Source organism: Halomonas sp. WWR20 (assembly GCF_054602495.1).
Window position 1 is genome coordinate 248,723 of the sequence record NZ_JBTRHR010000005.1, and the last position, 17,103, is coordinate 265,825.

The window sequence follows — 17,103 nt, forward strand, 5'->3', positions numbered from 1 at the left end:
GCAGGGCGCGCGCTAGCGCTGCGATCACCTGGGCATGCAGATGACTCAGGCCGGCTTGAGCCCCAGGCGTTTGGCCAGCCGATGCAGGTTGCTGCGATCAAGCTGTAACTGGCGGGCCACGCCGGCCCAGTTGCCGTTGCACTGCTCCAGGGACTGTGCAATCAGTTGGCGCTGAAAGGCATCGGTGGCCTCGCGTAGCGCAGGTATGGACGTGGCATCGGTGTCCGGAGCGGGCACGATCGATGGGGCCGCAGGCGTAACAAATGCAGGGGCATGTGGCGTCTGCGCCAGGTCGAGATGATGCGCTTCAATGCGGACCACGGTTTGGCGACGAATATCGCCTGCGCGGGTCTGCTCCGCCACGGCGCGCAGCGCGGCTCGCGCCAGGGTGTGTTCCAACTCGCGAACGTTGCCCGGCCAGCGCCATTCGAGCAGCCGCGCCTGTGCCTCGGGCGCCAGGCGCAGATTGGCCAAGCCCAGGCGGATGCGATTGTCTTCCAGAAAGTGCCCGGCCAGCACCGGCAGGTCGATGTAACGTTCACGCAGTGGCGGGACACGCAGCGGAAAGGCGTTGAGGCGATGGTAGAGATCCTCGCGAAAACGTCCTGCAGCGACTTCCTCGGCCAGGTTGCGGTTGGTAAGGGCAATGATGCGCACATCGACCTGTTGCGGCCGCTCGCTACCCAGTGGCTGAATCTCCCCCTCCTGTAGCGCGCGCAGCAGTTTGGGCTGCAACGCCAGAGGCAGCTCGCCAACCTCGTCAAGCATCAGCGTGCCGCCATCGGCCATGGCGAAATGGCCGCGATGATCACGTACCGCCCCGGAGAAGGCGCCACGGCGGTGCCCGAACAGCTCGCTCTCGATCAGGCTCTCGCTGATGGCGCCGCAATTAACCCGCACCATGGGACCGCGGCGACGTGTGGAGCGGGCATGCAGGGCGCGGGCGATGCGTTCCTTGCCGACGCCGGTCTCGCCGTACACCAGCACGCCCATGTTGGTGGCGGCCACCAGATCGATACTGGCGTCGAGTTCGCGCATCGCCGGGCTGTGCCACTGCAGGGAGATGTCCGCATGGCTGGCATCGTCCAGCACTTCGCTGAGACGCAATCGAGCGGTATCCAACTGCTCGGCCAGTCGCAGGCAGGTCGCAAGCAGGGCGGCAGAGGCGATGAGTTCGCCCTCATCCAGCGCCGTCAGGCTTCCCGGCGTTAGGGCATCTAGGGTCAGCATGCCGATCAGGCGCGAACCATCGCGCAACGCGACGCCAATGCAGTCGTGGACCTCGCTCAGCGTCTCGTCGAGCAGACCGTCGAAGGGGTCGGGGAGCTGGCTGTCCTGCGGAAAGCGGCACACGCCGGGGTGTGCCGCTATCGTTGCCAGACGCGGATGCGCGTCAAGCGCAAAGTGGCGGCCAAGCACCTCCCTGTCCAGGCCGAATACCGCCACGGGACGCAGCTCGCCTTCGACCATCACCAGTAATGTGCTGGCGTCGGCAGGGTAGTCGCGGACCAGGGCGCGCAGCAGGTCGGCCCAGTAGGGTTGGGTCTGTCTCCAGTTCTGTCCTTCGCTGAGTTGTTGCAGCAGATGTTTGAGAGCGATCAGGAATGCGGTCATTTTTACCCTCAGGGGGAGGTTGTTGTCGAAATGACGTCATTATTGTTGTCATAAAATCACGCAGGAGCGCACCAAGGCAAGTCCAACGTTTGAAGAAAATCGAGGTTAACGCTTGATTTAAAAGGATGTAACAAAACTGGCGTGCTTTTTGCCATAGACAGGGGGCAGTTATACGAATCCTCTCAGAAGGAGCCTCAATGCTCACCCCTGACCAAGAACGCATCATCGCCGCCACCGCCCCTCTGGTCGCGGAGAATCTCGACACCATTACGCAGCGCTTCTACCCGCTGATGTTTGATCGCTATCCCGACGTCAAGGCGCTGTTCAATGCCAGCCATCAGGCAAGCGGCGCCCAGCCACGAGCGCTGGCCGGCGCGGTGCTGGCCTACGTGCAGCTGCGCCAGGATCCCCGCGATACCAAGGCTCTGCTGGCCCCCATCGTCAGCAAGCACATCGCCCTGAATATCCGCCCCGACCAATACCCCATCGTCGGCGAATGCCTGCTGTCGGCGGTCGCCGAAGTGCTGGGCGATGCCGTGACGGTGGATGTTGCCGATGCGTGGGGCGCGCTTTATCAGGAGCTCGCCGGGCTGCTGATCGAGCTCGAAGATCACCGTTACCTTGAATTTGCCTCGCGTCCGGGTGGCTGGCGGGGCACGCGCGGCTTTCATGTCGCTGAGACCGTCGACGAGAGCTGCATGATTCGCTCCTTCGTGCTGGCGCCCGAGGATGGCGAAGCGGTCGCCGATTTCATGCCCGGCCAGTTCGTGGGCCTCAAGCTATCGATCGACGGGGAGCCGGCGTATCGCCATTACAGTCTTTCCGCCTCGCCCAATGGCCGCACCTATCGCATCTCGGTACGCCGTGACGCGCAGGGCAAGGCCAGCCGGTACTTGCACGATCGTTTGCAGGTCGGTGACAGGATCGAGCTGTTGCCACCCGCAGGCGAACTGGTTCTGGATGATAGCGAAGCACCGCTATTGTTGCTGAGTGGCGGGGTCGGGCAGACGCCGCTGCTGCCGCTGGCCCGCCAAGCGCTGGGGCAGGGCCGGCAGGTGAGTTACCTGCATGCGGCACTGGATGGCCGACATCGTGCCTTCGCCGAGGAGATTGAGACATTGAAGGGGCGTTATCCAGAATTGCTGACGGCGGTCTCGATCTACGAACGGCCCCAGGGAGAAGATACGCCGGAACACGTCGGGCTGGTGACGCCCGAACTGATCTCCCTGTATCTGCCAGGCGGCAGTCCTCAGGTCTACTTCGTCGGCCCGCAGGGCTTCATGTCATGCATCGACGACGCCCTGGAAGCGCTGGGCATTCCCCCAGCTCAGCGCCATTATGAGCACTTCGGCCCGGCCCGACCGTTGCACTGAACCCGCGCGGCACTGAACCGATGCGGTAATGAACCGGCCGGCGCCGTGACGAGCGCCGGCCGAAACGCATCGCCGATAGGGCCTCGAGGCGCTAAAAGCCGAGATCCGGCGCTGGTCAACGAGCGCGGCGACTGGCAGGCCCGTGTCGACGCACTCGAGAGAGGGCAATACGCTGCCTGCCCGCCGAACGCGAGCTGTACCTTGCGCTGGCATGAGTTCCCCATGTGCGACGGTGCGTAGACCCATAGCCATAGGCCTGACGGCGTAGACAGAGTGATATTGTGACGTGCATGAGGCAGGCTCACGAAGCTCTGCGACATGACGACCCGCCTGCCCAAGGAATCCGCATGGACTATTTACTGATCAAGCATATACATATGAGCGCGGCCGCCCTGAGCATTTCGCTGTTCACGCTCAGAGCCTGGTGGTCGGTGCGCGAATCGCCACGGCTCAGCCAGCGTTGGGTGCGGGTACTGCCGCATCTGATCGATACCGTACTGCTGACGGCGGGCGTGACGCTGATGATCATGCTGCACGCCTGGCCGACCCAACAGCCGTGGCTGGCGGCCAAGCTCGTCGGGCTGGTGGCCTATATCGGAGTGGGAACGCTGGCGATCAAGCGCGGACGTACGCCGCGCTCGCGGGGGTTGGCGGCGTTGTTTGCCATAATGATCTTCGCCTATATCGTGGGGGCGGCCATTGCCCACCATCCGCTTTCCTGGTGGTGGCTCGTCTGAGTCGCATCGGCCTTCGGCGAGGCCGGTTCCGGCCTCGCTGCTTCACCTGCCGCAGCGCGCTCAGATGGCGCGCGAAAAGCGTTTGGGCTGTTGTGGCTGCTTGAGATAGTGGTCGAAGACCATCGCCACGTTGCGCATCAACAACCGGCCGGTGGGCTTCAGCTCGATGGCATTCGGCTGAACGTCGATCAGACCGTCGGCCTCGAGCGTGCCGAGGGAGGCCAGTTCTGCAGCGAAATAGGCGGCGAAGTCGATACCGTGCTGGCGTTCGATGCTGGCGAAATCGATGCGGTCGTGGCACATCAGCTGATTGATCACGTCGCGGCGCAGCTCGTCGTCGGCGTTGAGCTCGTAACCGCGGCATACCGGCAGCTCCCCTGCCTCGAGGGCCTGGTAGTAAGCCGGCAGCTCTTTGCGGTTCTGGCTGTAGCTGGCGCCGACCTTGCCGATCGAAGTCACGCCCAGGCCGATCAGATCGCAGTCGGCATGGGTGGAATAGCCCTGGAAGTTACGCTGCAGCGTGCCGTTCTGCTGGGCCAGGGTCAGCTCATCGTCGGGCAGGGCGAAGTGGTCCATGCCGATATAGACGTAGCCGGCCGCCGTCAGGCGCGCAATGGTGAGTTCGAGTAATTCCAGCTTGCGTTCGGGCGGGGGCATGTCCTCGGGACGAATCAGCCGCTGAGCGCGGAACAGCTCCGGCAGGTGCGCGTAGTTGTACACGGCCAGGCGGTCGGGGCGCAGCGCGATCACCTTGTCGAGGGTGGCGTCGAAGCTGGCCACGGTCTGCTTGGGCAGGCCGTAGATCAAGTCCACGCTGACCGAGCGGAAGTTAGCCTGGCGGGCAGCGTCGATCAACTCGCGGGTCTGCTGCTCGGTCTGGATACGGTTGACCGCCTTCTGGACTTCCGGATCGAAATCCTGCACGCCGAAGCTGAGCCGGTTGAAGCCGATCTCGGCCAGGGTGGCGATCTGGGTGGGCGTCACCGTTCGCGGATCGACTTCCAGCGAGAACTCCCGGTTTTCGCTGTAATCGAGTTGAAAGTGCCGCTCGAGCTCGGCGAACAGCTCGGCGAGCTGCCCGCTGGTGAAATAGGTCGGCGTCCCGCCGCCCAGATGCAGCTGTTCGAGCTTGCGGCTTTGGTCGAACAGCGGCGCCTGCAGGGCGATTTCGCGCTTGAGATACTCCAGATATTCTGCGGCACGCTCGGTCTTGTGGGTAATGATCTTGTTGCAGGCGCAGTAGTAGCACAGGCTGCGGCAGAACGGCACATGGACATATACCGACAGCGGCTTGGGTCGCGCCAGCGCATTGCTGGCTTGTGCGACCCGGCGATACTCCGACGGCGTATAGCCGGCATGAAACTGCGGCGCCGTGGGGTAGGAGGTGTAACGCGGGCCGGGGCGGTCGTACTTCTCGAGCAGCGGGCGATCGAAGCGCAGGTCATGGTCCATCGTGTCGTCACCATTGGCAGGGGGGGCGTGCTGGCGTATTGCAGATATTGTTAAGTTTTCGCAGCACTATAGCGGGTGACGGGCTTGACGATGTTGATGTGCGTCATGCCGACGGCAGGCAGGCCATGGTCAGGAAATTCCCTGCTGGGCCGCCCACACGGCGGCTTCGGTACGCGAACGCATGTTGAGCTTCTTCAGCAGATGGCGGACGTGGACCTTGACCGTGCCTTCGCGGATCTCCAGCCGGTGCGCGATCAGCTTGTTGGAATGCCCCTTGACCAGCAAGCGCAGGATCTCCCGCTCGCGCCGGGTGAGGTTTTCGGCACTGGGGCCGCTCGGGGCCGAGGGACGCCGCAGGGCGCCGGCCAGCAGCGGAGTCAGCCGGCTGTCGAATGTCATCTCTTCCTGCGCCAGGCGATCCAGTGCCTCCAGCAGTTTTTCGGGGGCCATGTCCTTGAGCAGATAGCCGTTGGCGCCGGCGCGAATGGCGGCGATGATGTCCTCCTCCTGATCGGAAACCGTGAGCATCACGATGGGCACGCCGATACCGGCCTGACGCATGGCCTTGAGTACGCTGATGCCATTCATGTCGCGCATGTTGAGGTCGAGCAGGATCAGATCGGGAGCAATCTCCTCGACCTGGGCGAGTGCCTGGGCACCGCTGTCGGCTTCGCCGAGGCAGAACAGCTCGTCGCTCATGTCGAGCAACTGGCGAACACCGCTGCGAAACAGCGGATGATCGTCGACGATCAGTACTCCGAGTCGTTCGGCATCAGATGTCATGCTGTGTTCCTCTAGGTGTGAAGGAGAGATCGACACGCGCGCCTCCCAGCGATGAGGGCGAGAAGTGTAACGTACCGGCCAGGCTGCGTGCGCGTTCCTGCATGATGATAGTGCCGTAGTGCTGTGGGCGGCTCAGGTCGGCGGGCAGGCCGATGCCGTCATCCTCGACGCGCAGCATGACGCGTCCGTCAGCGTGATGTAGCGCGACGTCGACATGGCGGGCCTGGGCGTGCTGGACCACGTTGGCCAGCGCCTCGCGCAGGATTTGCACCAGGTGCAACTCCTCTTGCGGCGCCAGCAGGTCGTCACTCAGAGTCTGATGCTTTTCAATGCGCAGTTCGCCGCGTTCGGCAAATTCCCTGACGGTCGCCGAGACGGCACTGTTCAGACCCTGCTCGGTCAGACGCAGGCGGAACGTGACCAGCAGTTCACGCAGTTGACGGTAGGCATGGTCGATGCCTTGGCGCAGCTCGGCGAGTACGGCGCCGAGCTCGCTACTGGCTTCGCCGTTATCGAGATGCGGCTTGAGCTGGCGCTGCAGGCGCAGCGCCTGAATATTGAGATAACTCAGCGACTGGGCAAGCGAATCGTGCAGTTCGCGGGCAATGACCGCCCGCTCGTCCATCAGGTCCAGACGCCGCTGCTGGCGGCTGTGGGCCTGCAGGGCCATGGCCGCGCTCAGGTGGTCGGCGACGGTTTCGCAGATCAGCTGTTTCCATGCAGGCAGGGGCGTGTCGTCGGGTTGGGTGATCACCAGGGTGGCGTAACGGATGCCGGCGTCCTGTAGCGGGAAGCTCAGCGCGTGCGTAGCGCCGGCTGTCGAGGCCTCGGCCGGTTGCAGGCTGAGGGTGGCCGGCGCCAACAGCGAGGCGAAGGGGGCCAGCGCGTAGTCATAGTCGATGTCACGGGGCGCGGTGGCCGCCAGATAGCGCGCATTGGCATAGAGCAGGCTCAAGGCCTGGTGGCTCTCCTGGAGGCGCTGGGACTTGTCCTGAACCTGATTCTCCAGGTCCCGGTAGACCAGTGCGAGTTGCTCGGCCATGTCATCGACGGTGGCCGACAGCAGGCCGATCTCATCGTCGCGACGATAATGGCTGCGGGCGGTGAAATCACCCCGGCGCAGCGCCTCGACCACGTTCAGGAGATGACGCAGCGGAGGCAGGATGTGGCGGAATACCTGATAGCCGCCGTAGGCGAGGACGGGCAGCGTCAGCAACAGAAAGGTGATCTGCAGCCACTGCAAGCGTCTCAGTCGTTGTTCGGCGGCCTGCTGCATCAACCCGACCAGCCCGTCGAGCTGCATGACGTAAGTCTCGAGCTGCTGGGTCAGCGCAGCGTCAAGGGCTGTCGGAGATTGAAGCGCGGATTTCAGCCGAAGCTGCCATTGATGCTGTAAGGCATGCAGGCGTTGGGTCTGAGCAGCTTGTGGCTTGGCCAGAAGCTGCGTGTCGGAGAGTTCGGCATAAGTGGTATCCACGCCATCGAGCAGTTGCTGCCAGTACGCTGGCTCGGCGCGGGCAGCCACCGCCAGCAGGCGCCAGGTCTGCATGCGCAACGAGCCGGCCCGGTTGATGGCCTGGGCGTCGCCCTGGGCGGTTTCGGTGAGATAGAGGGTCGCGAACATACTGCATAGTGCCAGCAGCGTTATGGCGCCTAGCGTTGCGCTCATGGCGAAAGTCAGTGAGTGACGCAGATACGCCAGAATGCCTACTACCCCTAAAGATTCTTTTCTCAATAGCGATGTACTCCTTAAGAGGTAATTAACTAACGAATACGCCATGATTTCATAGATATAGCCGCTTTATTTCGCTACCTAATATGGGCAGGTGGCCGCTTTACGAGAAAAGATGCCTTCGCCGAGTTTGATATGGGTCAACAGGGTAGCGTCTGGAAGACGCCAGAGTATCCCCGTCGATGCCTCAATCGACCCACAGGGGGATATATCATGGCGACTTCCGCTTCACCGTCCCGCCGCGACCAGCATCGGGCACTCGGGTTGTCCACACTGGCGTTCACGCTGTGTTTTGCGGTATGGACCATCTTTTCGATCATCGGCCTGCGGATCAAGCAGGAAATGGGGCTGTCCGACACTCAGCTCGGCTTGTTGATGGCCACACCGGTATTGACCGGCTCGATCAGCCGGCTGTTTCTGGGGATCTGGACGGACCGTTTCGGCGGGCGCTGGGTGTTTAGCATCGTGATGCTGGCCACCGCCGGTTGCGTCTATCTGCTGACGCTGGCCTCCAGCTATCCCATGCTGCTGCTCGCCGCGCTGGGTGTCGGCCTGGCCGGGGGCGCCTTCATCGTCGGCGTGGCCTATACTTCGGCCTGGTTCGAACCCCGTCACCAAGGCACCGCGCTGGGACTGTTCGGCGCGGGCAACGTGGGGGCGGCAGTCACCAATTTCGGTGCGCCCTTCCTGTTGCTGGCCATGGACTGGCGCGGTGCGGCACTGGTCTACGCCACGGTGCTGGCGATCATGGGCGTGGTCTTTCCCCTGCTGGCCAAGAACGACCCGCTGAGCGAGGAGCGTCGCCGCAATCCGGTACCGCTCAAGGCCCAGTTGGCCCCGTTGGCCGAGATTCGCGTATGGCGCTTCTCGCTTTATTACTTCTTCGTCTTCGGTGGCTTCGTCGCCCTGGCACTATGGCTGCCGTACTACCTGACCCAGGTCTACGGCCTGAGTCTTGCCGCGGCGGGCATGGTGGCTGCGCTCTACTCGATTCCCGCCTCGCTGTTTCGCATCCTCGGCGGCTGGCTATCCGACCGCTACGGCGCGCGGCGGGTCATGTACTGGACACTAGTGGCCTCGGCGCTGTGCACCTTCCTGCTCAGCTACCCCCCCACCGAGTACGTGGTCGCGGGCGTGCATGACGAGATTCGCTTCTCCTTCTCGCTGGGATTGGCAGGCTTCATCGTACTGATCTTCGTGCTGGGCTTTTTCATGTCGCTGGGCAAGGCGGCAGTGTTCAAGCACATCCCCGTCTACTATCCCCGTCATGTCGGCGCCGTGGGTGGCGTGGTGGGCATGGTCGGTGGCCTGGGCGGTTTCTTCCTGCCGCTGACCTTCGGCATGCTCAACGATGTCATCGGCGTATGGCAGAGCAATTTCATGCTGCTGTTCGTGGTGGTCGTCGCCGCGCTGGCCTGGATGCATTACGCCATCCGCCGTGCCGAACGCGAGGAGTGGCAGCGTCAACAGCCGCACACCGACCTGCCGGAGCTGTCGACCCCCAACCGTTTCGTGCTGGAGGACTGGCGCCCCGAGGATCCGCAGTTCTGGGAAACCATCGGCAAGCGCATCGCCACGCGCAACCTATGGATCTCGATTCCCAACCTGCTGCTGGCCTTCGCCGTGTGGATGGTATGGTCCGTGGTGGTCGCCAAGTTGCCTCAGGTAGGATTCGACTACACCTCCAACCAGCTGTTCTGGCTGGCGGCGCTGCCGGGGTTATCCGGTGCCACGCTGCGCATCTTCTACTCCTTCATGGTGCCGATCTTCGGTGGCCGGCGCTGGACGGCGATCTCCACCGCCTCGCTGTTACTCCCGGCGCTGTGGATCGGCTTTGCCGTACAGAATCCGCAAACGCCTTATCTGGTCATGCTGATCCTGGCGCTGCTGTGCGGTTTCGGGGGGGGTAACTTCGCCTCGAGCATGGCCAACATCTCGTTTTTCTATCCCAAGCGCGAAAAAGGTAACGCCCTGGCCCTGAACGCCGGATTGGGCAATCTGGGGGTCAGCGTCATGCAGTTTCTCATTCCGCTGGTCATTACCGCCGGCGTATTCGGTGCCTTGGGGGGCGAGCCCCAGACCGGCGGGGAGGGCGCGCGCCTCTGGCTGCAGAATGCGGGGTTCGTCTGGGTGCCGTTCATTATCATCGGCACCGTGGCAGCCTGGTTCGGCATGAACGATATCGCCAGCGCACGCTCTTCCTTTTCCGACCAGGCGGTCATCTTCAAGCGTAAGCACAACTGGCTGATGTGTGTGCTTTATACCGGGACCTTCGGCAGCTTCATCGGTTATTCCGCAGGGTTTCCGCTGCTCGCCGCCAATCAGTTTCCCGAAGTCGATGTGCTCAAATTCGCCTTCCTCGGGCCATTTATCGGAGCGCTTTCCCGTGCCGGCACCGGCTGGGTCTCGGACCGCTTCGGCGGCGAGCGGGTCACTTTGTGGGTGTTCGCGGCGATGATCGCTTGCGTGGGGGGCGTGCTGTTCTTCCTCGGAATCAAGGATCAGCCTGGCGCGTTCTGGGGCTTCTTCGCCATGTTCCTGCTGCTGTTCTTCTTCACTGGCGTGGGCAATGCCAGCACCTTCCAGATGATCCCCGAGATCTTCCGTCAGGAGGTGGCACGCCTGATGCCCCACCTCGACGCTCCGGCGCAGCGCCAGCAGAGCGAGAAGGAATCTGCGGCGACCATCGGCTTCACTTCGGCCATCGCCGCCTATGGGGCCTTCTTCATTCCCAAGACTTTTGGCAGCTCCATTGCCTTGACCGGAGGGGCCGGGCCGGCGCTTTACGGGTTCATCGTGTTCTATGCGATCTGCATTGGGTTGACCTGGTTCTACTACACTCGGCGCAATGCCGAAATCCGTTTTCGTGACGCATCTGGCGTCACGTCTACCTCCGCTGCTGCGCCATGACCGATCGGGGCCGCCGTCGCCGGCGGCTCCGACATCGATGACAAACCTGCACAAGCGGAAAATAGACTGTCCGATTCCCGAGAGGTGTTCATGTCACGCGAGCTCAACGACAAGCAGCTAGAAGTGATCAACCAGACCGCGCCGGTGGTGGCGGAGCACGCCGAAACCATCGCCAGCACGTTCTATCCGCTGATGTTCGAGCGTTATCCCCACGTCCGCTCGATGTTTAACATGCGTCACCAGCAAACCGGTGCTCAGCCGCGTGCGCTAGCCCGGGCGGTGGTCAGTTACGCACTCAACCGTAGCGATCCCGAGGCGCTCGAGCAGCTCATGGTGCCGATCATCAACAAGCATGTCGCAATCAACCTACAGCCCGATCAGTATCCGATTGTCGGTGAATGCCTGATGGAGGCGATCGGCCAAGTGCTTGGCGACGCCGTCACGCCTGAGGTGGCGGATGCCTGGGGCGGGCTGTACTGGGAATTCGCCCATCGGTTGATCGATGCCGAGGAGTCGAACTATCAACGTCTCGAGCAGTCTCCCGGCGGTTGGCGCGGCGAGCGTGACTTCACGCTCGTCGACCGCGTTCAGGAGAGCGAGGAGGTGGTGTCCTTCTACTTCAAGCCCAGCGATCAACAGCCGATCATCAGCTTCAAGCCCGGCCAGTACATCGGCATTGCGTTGGATATCGAGGGCCAGCATGCGTTGCGCCAGTACAGTCTGACCTCCGATCCCCAGGCGGATTACTACCGCATCTCGGTAAAGCGCGAGGCGCAGGGCATTGCCAGCCGCTACCTGCATGATCGTTTGCGAGTCGGTGACCATGTCCGTTTGCTGCCGCCGGTCGGTGAGTTGATCCTCGACCAGCGCGAGGCGCCGGTCATGTTGATCAGCGCCGGTGTCGGTCAGACCCCGATGCTGTCAATGGTCGAGCAGGCATTGGGCGCCAATCGCCGCGTCATCTACCTGCACGGGGCACGCCATCATCAGGTTCACGCCTTCCGCGAGCATATCGACGCACTGGTCGAACGCTACGGCGATCGGCTGACCTATCGTTTCGTCTACAGCGAACCGACTTCCACGGACACCGAGCGCTACAAGGGGATGATCGACCGCCGCCTGCTGGCCGATTACCTGCCCGAAGGGGAAACGCCTAGCTGCTACTTCATCGGGCCGTTGCCGTTCATGCGTGATATCGACATTGCGCTGGAGGAACTCGGCGTGCCGGCCGAGCATCGTCACTATGAGTATTTCGGGCCGACCGCCGCCCTGCGATGATTCATCATGGAATCGCCAGCCGATTCCATGGTGTCGCGTGGTTTCTCACGCATTGATCTCTTTCCCCCTGAGGAGACGTCTGTGTCCATTTCCTGCTATGCCGATCTGTTGGCCGAAGCGCGCCGGCAACCCGAGCCCCAACGACTGCTGTTCGTCTTCACCCGCGCCGAACTGCCCGACAACCCCGACCAGGCGCAGCGCGAGCGCTTCGAGCAGGGGCAGGGCGGTGTACTGACACCGGCGTTATGCGTGGATAAGACGCCGGAAGAATTGAGCGACATGCCGGCGCTGGTCGAGGAGTCGCGGCGTACCGGTGTCGACTGGGACATCGTCTTTGTCGCCGCCCTGGCCGGCGACGGTCGCCAGTCTCCCACCAGCGAGGAGGCGGAGGGCCCTCTGCAGCGCATGGTCGAATCGCTTCAGATGGGCAGCATCGATAACTTCCTGGCCTTCGATCGCCACGGTGATGCGGTCAGCTTTCAGTGAGCCGACAATAGCCGGTCGAGTCCGGCGGGATTCTCCCATGCGGTAAACGCGCCTCGCATTAATGTTCTGGCCGTGCCGAGCACGGCCGATACATTTCCTGCCTGCCTCTCTTGCGTCTCTCTCTGTTTCGCGCTCGCCCTTCGTTATCGTTTCTGCCGAACCTCACGCCTGTCCTTTTGCCGCGACGAATAGACAGTTCGTTGCGCTGCGCTGGCATCGTGCGACGGGGCCTTCCTGGCCGAGGGGTAACGCTTTCTACCTCCAAATAATCCTGCCCTTTAAACACTTACCTCTAAATAGGTAGAGGGAAACTAAAATCTCATGGTTATTAGAAGGATACTGGGATGGGGTTGTGTATCGCTTACGGCATAGCGTCATGCAGTGACGGTTGAGGGGCAGTGACGTGCTTGACCTGTATCAAAAAACGCCCCGCGCATAGGTCGCAAAGTGGCCTCCTGAACAGGCGCTGCAATGGGTCAGTGGGGATAAGAACCGACATGCACGGTGTCGTTACCCCAACCTTCACGCCGACGATTTTCATTGAGGTATGGCGCTGACCGGGTGGGGTCCCACCCGCGGTAATGCTCCGGCAACTTGCTGACGCGCTCGCTAAAGAGGAACATCCCCATGAGTCATTTTCTCGATCGACTGCAGTATCTAGGCAAGGCGCGTGAAGCATTTGCCGACGGCCATGGCGAGACGCGTGGCGAGTCCCGCGAGTGGGAAGACGGTTATCGGGCGCGCTGGCAGCATGACAAGGTCGTGCGCTCCACCCATGGCGTGAACTGCACCGGGTCGTGCAGTTGGAAGATCTACGTCAAGAACGGCCTGGTGACCTGGGAAACCCAGCAGACCGACTATCCGCGCACCCGCCCCGACCTGCCCAACCACGAGCCGCGCGGTTGCCCGCGTGGGGCAAGCTACTCCTGGTACCTGTACAGCGCCAACCGCCTCAAGTATCCGCTGGTGCGCCGGACATTGATCCAGTTGTGGCGCGAGGCTCAGGTCGCGCATGGCGATCCGGTCGACGCCTGGGCCTCGATCGTCGAGAATCCCGAGAAGACCGCACAGTACAAGCAGGCCCGTGGCATGGGCGGTTTCGTGCGCGCTAATTGGGAAGAACTCGAGACGTTGATCGCCGCCTCCAACGTCTACACCGCCAAGCAGTACGGCCCGGACCGTATCATGGGCTTCTCGCCGATTCCGGCGATGTCGATGGTTTCCTACGCCGCCGGTGCCCGTTACCTGTCGCTGATCGGCGGGGTGTGCCTGTCGTTCTATGACTGGTACTGCGACCTGCCGCCGGCCTCGCCGATGACCTGGGGCGAGCAGACCGACGTGCCTGAATCCGCCGACTGGTACAACTCCAACTACATCATCGCCTGGGGCTCCAATGTCCCGCAGACACGCACCCCCGACGCGCACTTCTTCACCGAGGTGCGCTACAAGGGCACCAAGACCGTCGCCATCACCCCCGACTACGCCGAAGTCGCCAAGCTGTGCGACGAATGGCTGAGCCCCAAGCAGGGCACCGACGCGGCGCTGGCCATGGCCATGGGTCACGTGATCCTCAAGGAGTTCCACCTCGACAAGCCTAGCGCCTACTTCACCGACTACGTGCGTCGCTATACCGACATGCCGATGCTGGTCGAGCTGGAGGCTCGCGAGGATGGCAGCTTCGCGCCCGGCAAGCAGCTGCGCGCCAGCGACTTCGACGCCAACCTCGGTCAGGACAACAATCCCGAGTGGAAAACCGTGGCCTGGGACGAGACCCACAACCGCCTAGTCGTCCCGCGCGGCTCCATCGGCTTCCGCTGGGGCGAGGAGGAAGCGGGCGAAGGCCGCTGGAATCTCGAGCCGGTAGATGCCGACGGCCAGGACGTCTCCCTGCAGCTGTCGCTGATCGATAGCCACGACAGCGTGGCCAAGGTCGGCTTCCCCTATTTCGGCGGCATCGCCCACGAGCACTTCAGCCACGTCGCGGGCAACGATGTGCTCTATCACAACCTGCCGGCAAAGCGCCTGACGTTGGCCGATGGACGTGAAGTCCTGGCGGTGACCGTGTTCGACCTGATGATCGCCAACTACGGCATCGACCGTGGCCTGGGCGCCGAGGGCGAGGATGACGGCGCCACCGCCTACGATCAGGTTAAACCCTATACTCCGGCCTGGCAGGAAGCGATTACCGGCGTGCCCGCCGAGCAGGCCATCCGTCTGGCCCGCGAGTTCGCCGACAACGCTGACAAGACCCAGGGCCGCTCGATGATCATCGTGGGGGCCGGTCTCAACCACTGGTACCACATGGACATGAGCTACCGGGGGCTGATCAACATGCTGATCCTGTGCGGCTGTATTGGCCAGAGCGGTGGCGGCTGGGCGCACTACGTGGGCCAGGAGAAGCTGCGTCCGCAGACCGGCTGGACCCCGCTGGCCTTCGGCCTCGACTGGCAGCGCCCGCCGCGCCACATGAACGGCACCTCGTTCTTCTACAACCACTCCAGCCAGTGGCGCTACGAGAAGCTCGAGATCAAGGAGCTGCTCTCGCCGCTGGCACGTCCCGAGAAGTTCACCGGCAGCCTGCTTGACTTCAACGTGCGCGCCGAGCGCATGGGTTGGCTGCCCTCCGCACCGCAGCTCGATACCAATCCGCTGCGTCTGGCCGCTGCCGCCCGCGCCGCCGGGCAGGATACCGCTGACTACGTGGTCGATCAGTTGAAGAGCGGCAAGCTGCGCTTCGCTGCCGAGAATCCCGATAGCCCGCAGAACTTCCCGCGCAACCTGTTCGTGTGGCGCTCCAATCTGCTCGGCTCCTCCGGCAAGGGGCACGAGTACATGCTCAAGTACCTGCTGGGCACCCAGCACGGGCTGCAGGGCAAGGATCTCGGCGAGATGGGCGGGCCGCTGCCCGAAGAGGTGGTCTGGCACGACAAGGCGCCGGAGGGCAAAGTCGACCTGCTGGTGACGCTGGACTTTCGCATGTCCACCACCTGCCTGTACTCCGACGTGGTGCTGCCCACCGCGACTTGGTACGAGAAGGACGACCTCAACACCTCGGACATGCATCCGTTCATTCATCCGTTGACCGCGGCCACCGATCCGGCCTGGGAATCGCGCAGCGACTGGGACATCTACAAAGGCATTGCCAAGGCGTTTTCGCGGGTATGTGTGGGGCACCTGGGCGAGGAAACCGATCTGGTCACGCTGCCGATGCAGCACGATTCCCCTGGGGAGCTTGCCCAGCCCGACGTGCTGGACTGGAAGAAAGGCGAGTGCGAGCCGCTACCCGGCAAGACCATGCCGCACCTGATCGCCGTCAACCGTGACTACCCGGCGACTTACGAGCGTTTTACCTCGGCAGGCCCGCTGCTCGACACTCTGGGCAACGGTGGCAAGGGTATCAATTGGGAAACCGCCGCCGAGGTCGAGCTGCTCGGCAAGCTCAACCGGCGCAAGACCGAGGGTCCGGCTGAAGGGCGCCCGCGTATCGAGTCGGCGATCGACGCCGCCGAAATGATCCTCACCCTGGCGCCGGAAACCAACGGCCAGGTGGCGGTCAAGGCGTGGGGTGCTCTGTCCAAGATCACCGGACGCGAGCATGCGCATCTGGCGCTGCCCAAGCAGGAGGAGAAAATCCGCTTCCGCGACGTCGTCGCCCAGCCGCGCAAGATCATCTCCAGCCCGACCTGGTCGGGGCTCGAGGACGAGCATGTGTCGTACAATGCCTGCTATACCAACGTCCATGAGCTGATTCCCTGGCGTACCCTGTCCGGCCGTCAGCAGTTCTATCAGGATCACGCCTGGATGCGCGCCTTCGGCGAGAGCCTTCTGAGCTATCGTCCACCGATCAACACCAAAGCGATGAACGGTTTCAAGGCGCCGAAGAGCAACGGCAACCCGGAGATCGCGCTGAACTGGATCACCCCGCACCAGAAGTGGGGCATCCACTCCACCTACAGCGATAACCTGTTGATGCAGACGCTGTCGCGTGGTGGTCCCATCGTCTGGCTGTCCGAGGACGATGCCCGCGCCATCGGCGTCGAGGACAACGACTGGATCGAGCTGTACAACGCCAACGGTGCGGTGGCTGCCCGGGCGGTAGTCAGCCAGCGGGTCAAGAACGGCATGGCGATGATGTATCACGCCCAGGAGCGCATCGTGAACGTACCCGGCTCGGAAGTTACCGGCACCCGCGGCGGCATCCACAACTCGGTGACTCGCGTGTGTCCCAAGCCGACCCATATGATCGGCGGCTACGCCCAGTTGTCCTACAGCTTCAACTACTACGGGACCGTGGGCTCCAACCGTGATGAATTCGTCGTCGCGCGCAAGATGCACCATGTCGACTGGCTGGATGGTGAGGGCAACGACAGCGTGCAGGAGAAGGTGGAAAGCTAAGCCGGCTCTTCCATAATCCACCCATGAATCGCCCCGCTCATGCGGGGCGATTTTCTTATGGGCACGCTCGGCGGCAAGGAGGCGCATTCACGGCCTGAATGGCTGGCGTGACAATGAAAACCGTCCACCGGCACCATGCCGATGGACGGTTTTACTGTTGCTTCGCCATCTTATATCAACGTTATATCGACTCCCCGACAGCCGGAGACACCTCCATGCGCTGGCGCTCCTCATCCAGCCTGGCAAGGGCCTGCTCGCGAGTGACGTTGGAGCGTGGCGTGATCAGGGATACGACTACGCCCGCCACAATGGCGGCGAGGAGCGCAGACAAGTCGGCCCGCCA

The 17,103-nt window shown here is 62.8% G+C and carries 11 protein-coding genes; 6 read left to right on the forward strand and 5 right to left on the reverse strand.

Annotation, left to right across the window (positions count from 1 at the left end; translation table 11 throughout):
- Positions 1–45: 45 nt before the first annotated feature.
- Positions 46–1,614, reverse strand: coding sequence for a nitric oxide reductase transcriptional regulator NorR (norR, locus tag ACW4DH_RS11605; RefSeq protein ID WP_459636558.1), 1,569 nt, complete (start codon positions 1,612–1,614; stop codon positions 46–48).
- Positions 1,615–1,811: 197 nt separating this feature from the next.
- Here norR and ACW4DH_RS11610 point away from each other — a divergent pair, with 197 nt between their 5' ends.
- Positions 1,812–2,987 (forward strand): globin domain-containing protein, encoded by a 1,176-nt coding sequence (locus ACW4DH_RS11610; RefSeq protein ID WP_459636559.1) that lies wholly within the window; start codon positions 1,812–1,814, stop codon positions 2,985–2,987.
- Between the two features lie 347 nt (positions 2,988–3,334).
- Positions 3,335–3,724, forward strand: coding sequence for a SirB2 family protein (locus ACW4DH_RS11615; RefSeq protein ID WP_459636560.1), 390 nt, complete (start codon positions 3,335–3,337; stop codon positions 3,722–3,724).
- 60 nt (positions 3,725–3,784) lie between these two features.
- On the opposite strand, the gene hemN is transcribed toward ACW4DH_RS11615, so the two are convergent.
- From hemN to ACW4DH_RS11630, 3 genes are all read right to left on the reverse strand, one after another.
- Positions 3,785–5,176: an oxygen-independent coproporphyrinogen III oxidase gene (gene hemN / locus ACW4DH_RS11620; RefSeq protein WP_459636561.1), complete on the reverse strand. Its 1,392-nt coding sequence runs from the start codon at positions 5,174–5,176 to the stop codon at positions 3,785–3,787.
- A gap of 129 nt (positions 5,177–5,305) precedes the next feature.
- Positions 5,306–5,959 (reverse strand): two-component system response regulator NarL, encoded by a 654-nt coding sequence (gene narL / locus ACW4DH_RS11625; RefSeq protein WP_459636562.1) that lies wholly within the window; start codon positions 5,957–5,959, stop codon positions 5,306–5,308.
- Positions 5,949–7,694, reverse strand: coding sequence for a histidine kinase (locus tag ACW4DH_RS11630; protein WP_459636563.1), 1,746 nt, complete (start codon positions 7,692–7,694; stop codon positions 5,949–5,951). The genes narL and ACW4DH_RS11630 overlap by 11 nt, the downstream gene beginning before the upstream one ends.
- Positions 7,695–7,904: 210 nt before the next feature.
- Between ACW4DH_RS11630 and ACW4DH_RS11635 the strand changes: the two genes are divergently transcribed.
- The 4 genes from ACW4DH_RS11635 (at position 7,905) to ACW4DH_RS11650 (ending at position 16,760) form a co-directional block, all read left to right on the forward strand.
- Entirely contained in the window at positions 7,905–10,601 is a 2,697-nt protein-coding gene (locus ACW4DH_RS11635) for a nitrate/nitrite transporter (RefSeq protein ID WP_459636564.1), read from the forward strand.
- Between the two features lie 90 nt (positions 10,602–10,691).
- Positions 10,692–11,879: an NO-inducible flavohemoprotein gene (hmpA, locus tag ACW4DH_RS11640; RefSeq protein ID WP_459636565.1), complete on the forward strand. Its 1,188-nt coding sequence runs from the start codon at positions 10,692–10,694 to the stop codon at positions 11,877–11,879.
- An 81-nt stretch (positions 11,880–11,960) separates the two neighbouring features.
- Entirely contained in the window at positions 11,961–12,365 is a 405-nt protein-coding gene (locus ACW4DH_RS11645; RefSeq protein WP_459636566.1) for a ribonucleotide reductase subunit alpha, read from the forward strand.
- Positions 12,366–12,992: 627 nt separating this feature from the next.
- Complete coding sequence (locus ACW4DH_RS11650; RefSeq protein WP_459636567.1) at positions 12,993–16,760, forward strand: nitrate reductase subunit alpha; 3,768 nt, start codon at positions 12,993–12,995, stop codon at positions 16,758–16,760.
- Positions 16,761–16,941: 181 nt separating this feature from the next.
- Here the strand turns inward: ACW4DH_RS11650 and ACW4DH_RS11655 are convergent, their stop codons facing one another.
- Positions 16,942–17,091 carry a hypothetical protein gene (locus tag ACW4DH_RS11655; RefSeq protein ID WP_459636568.1) on the reverse strand — a complete coding sequence of 50 codons (150 nt, stop codon included), beginning with the start codon at positions 17,089–17,091 and terminating at the stop codon, positions 16,942–16,944.
- Positions 17,092–17,103: the final 12 nt, after the last annotated feature.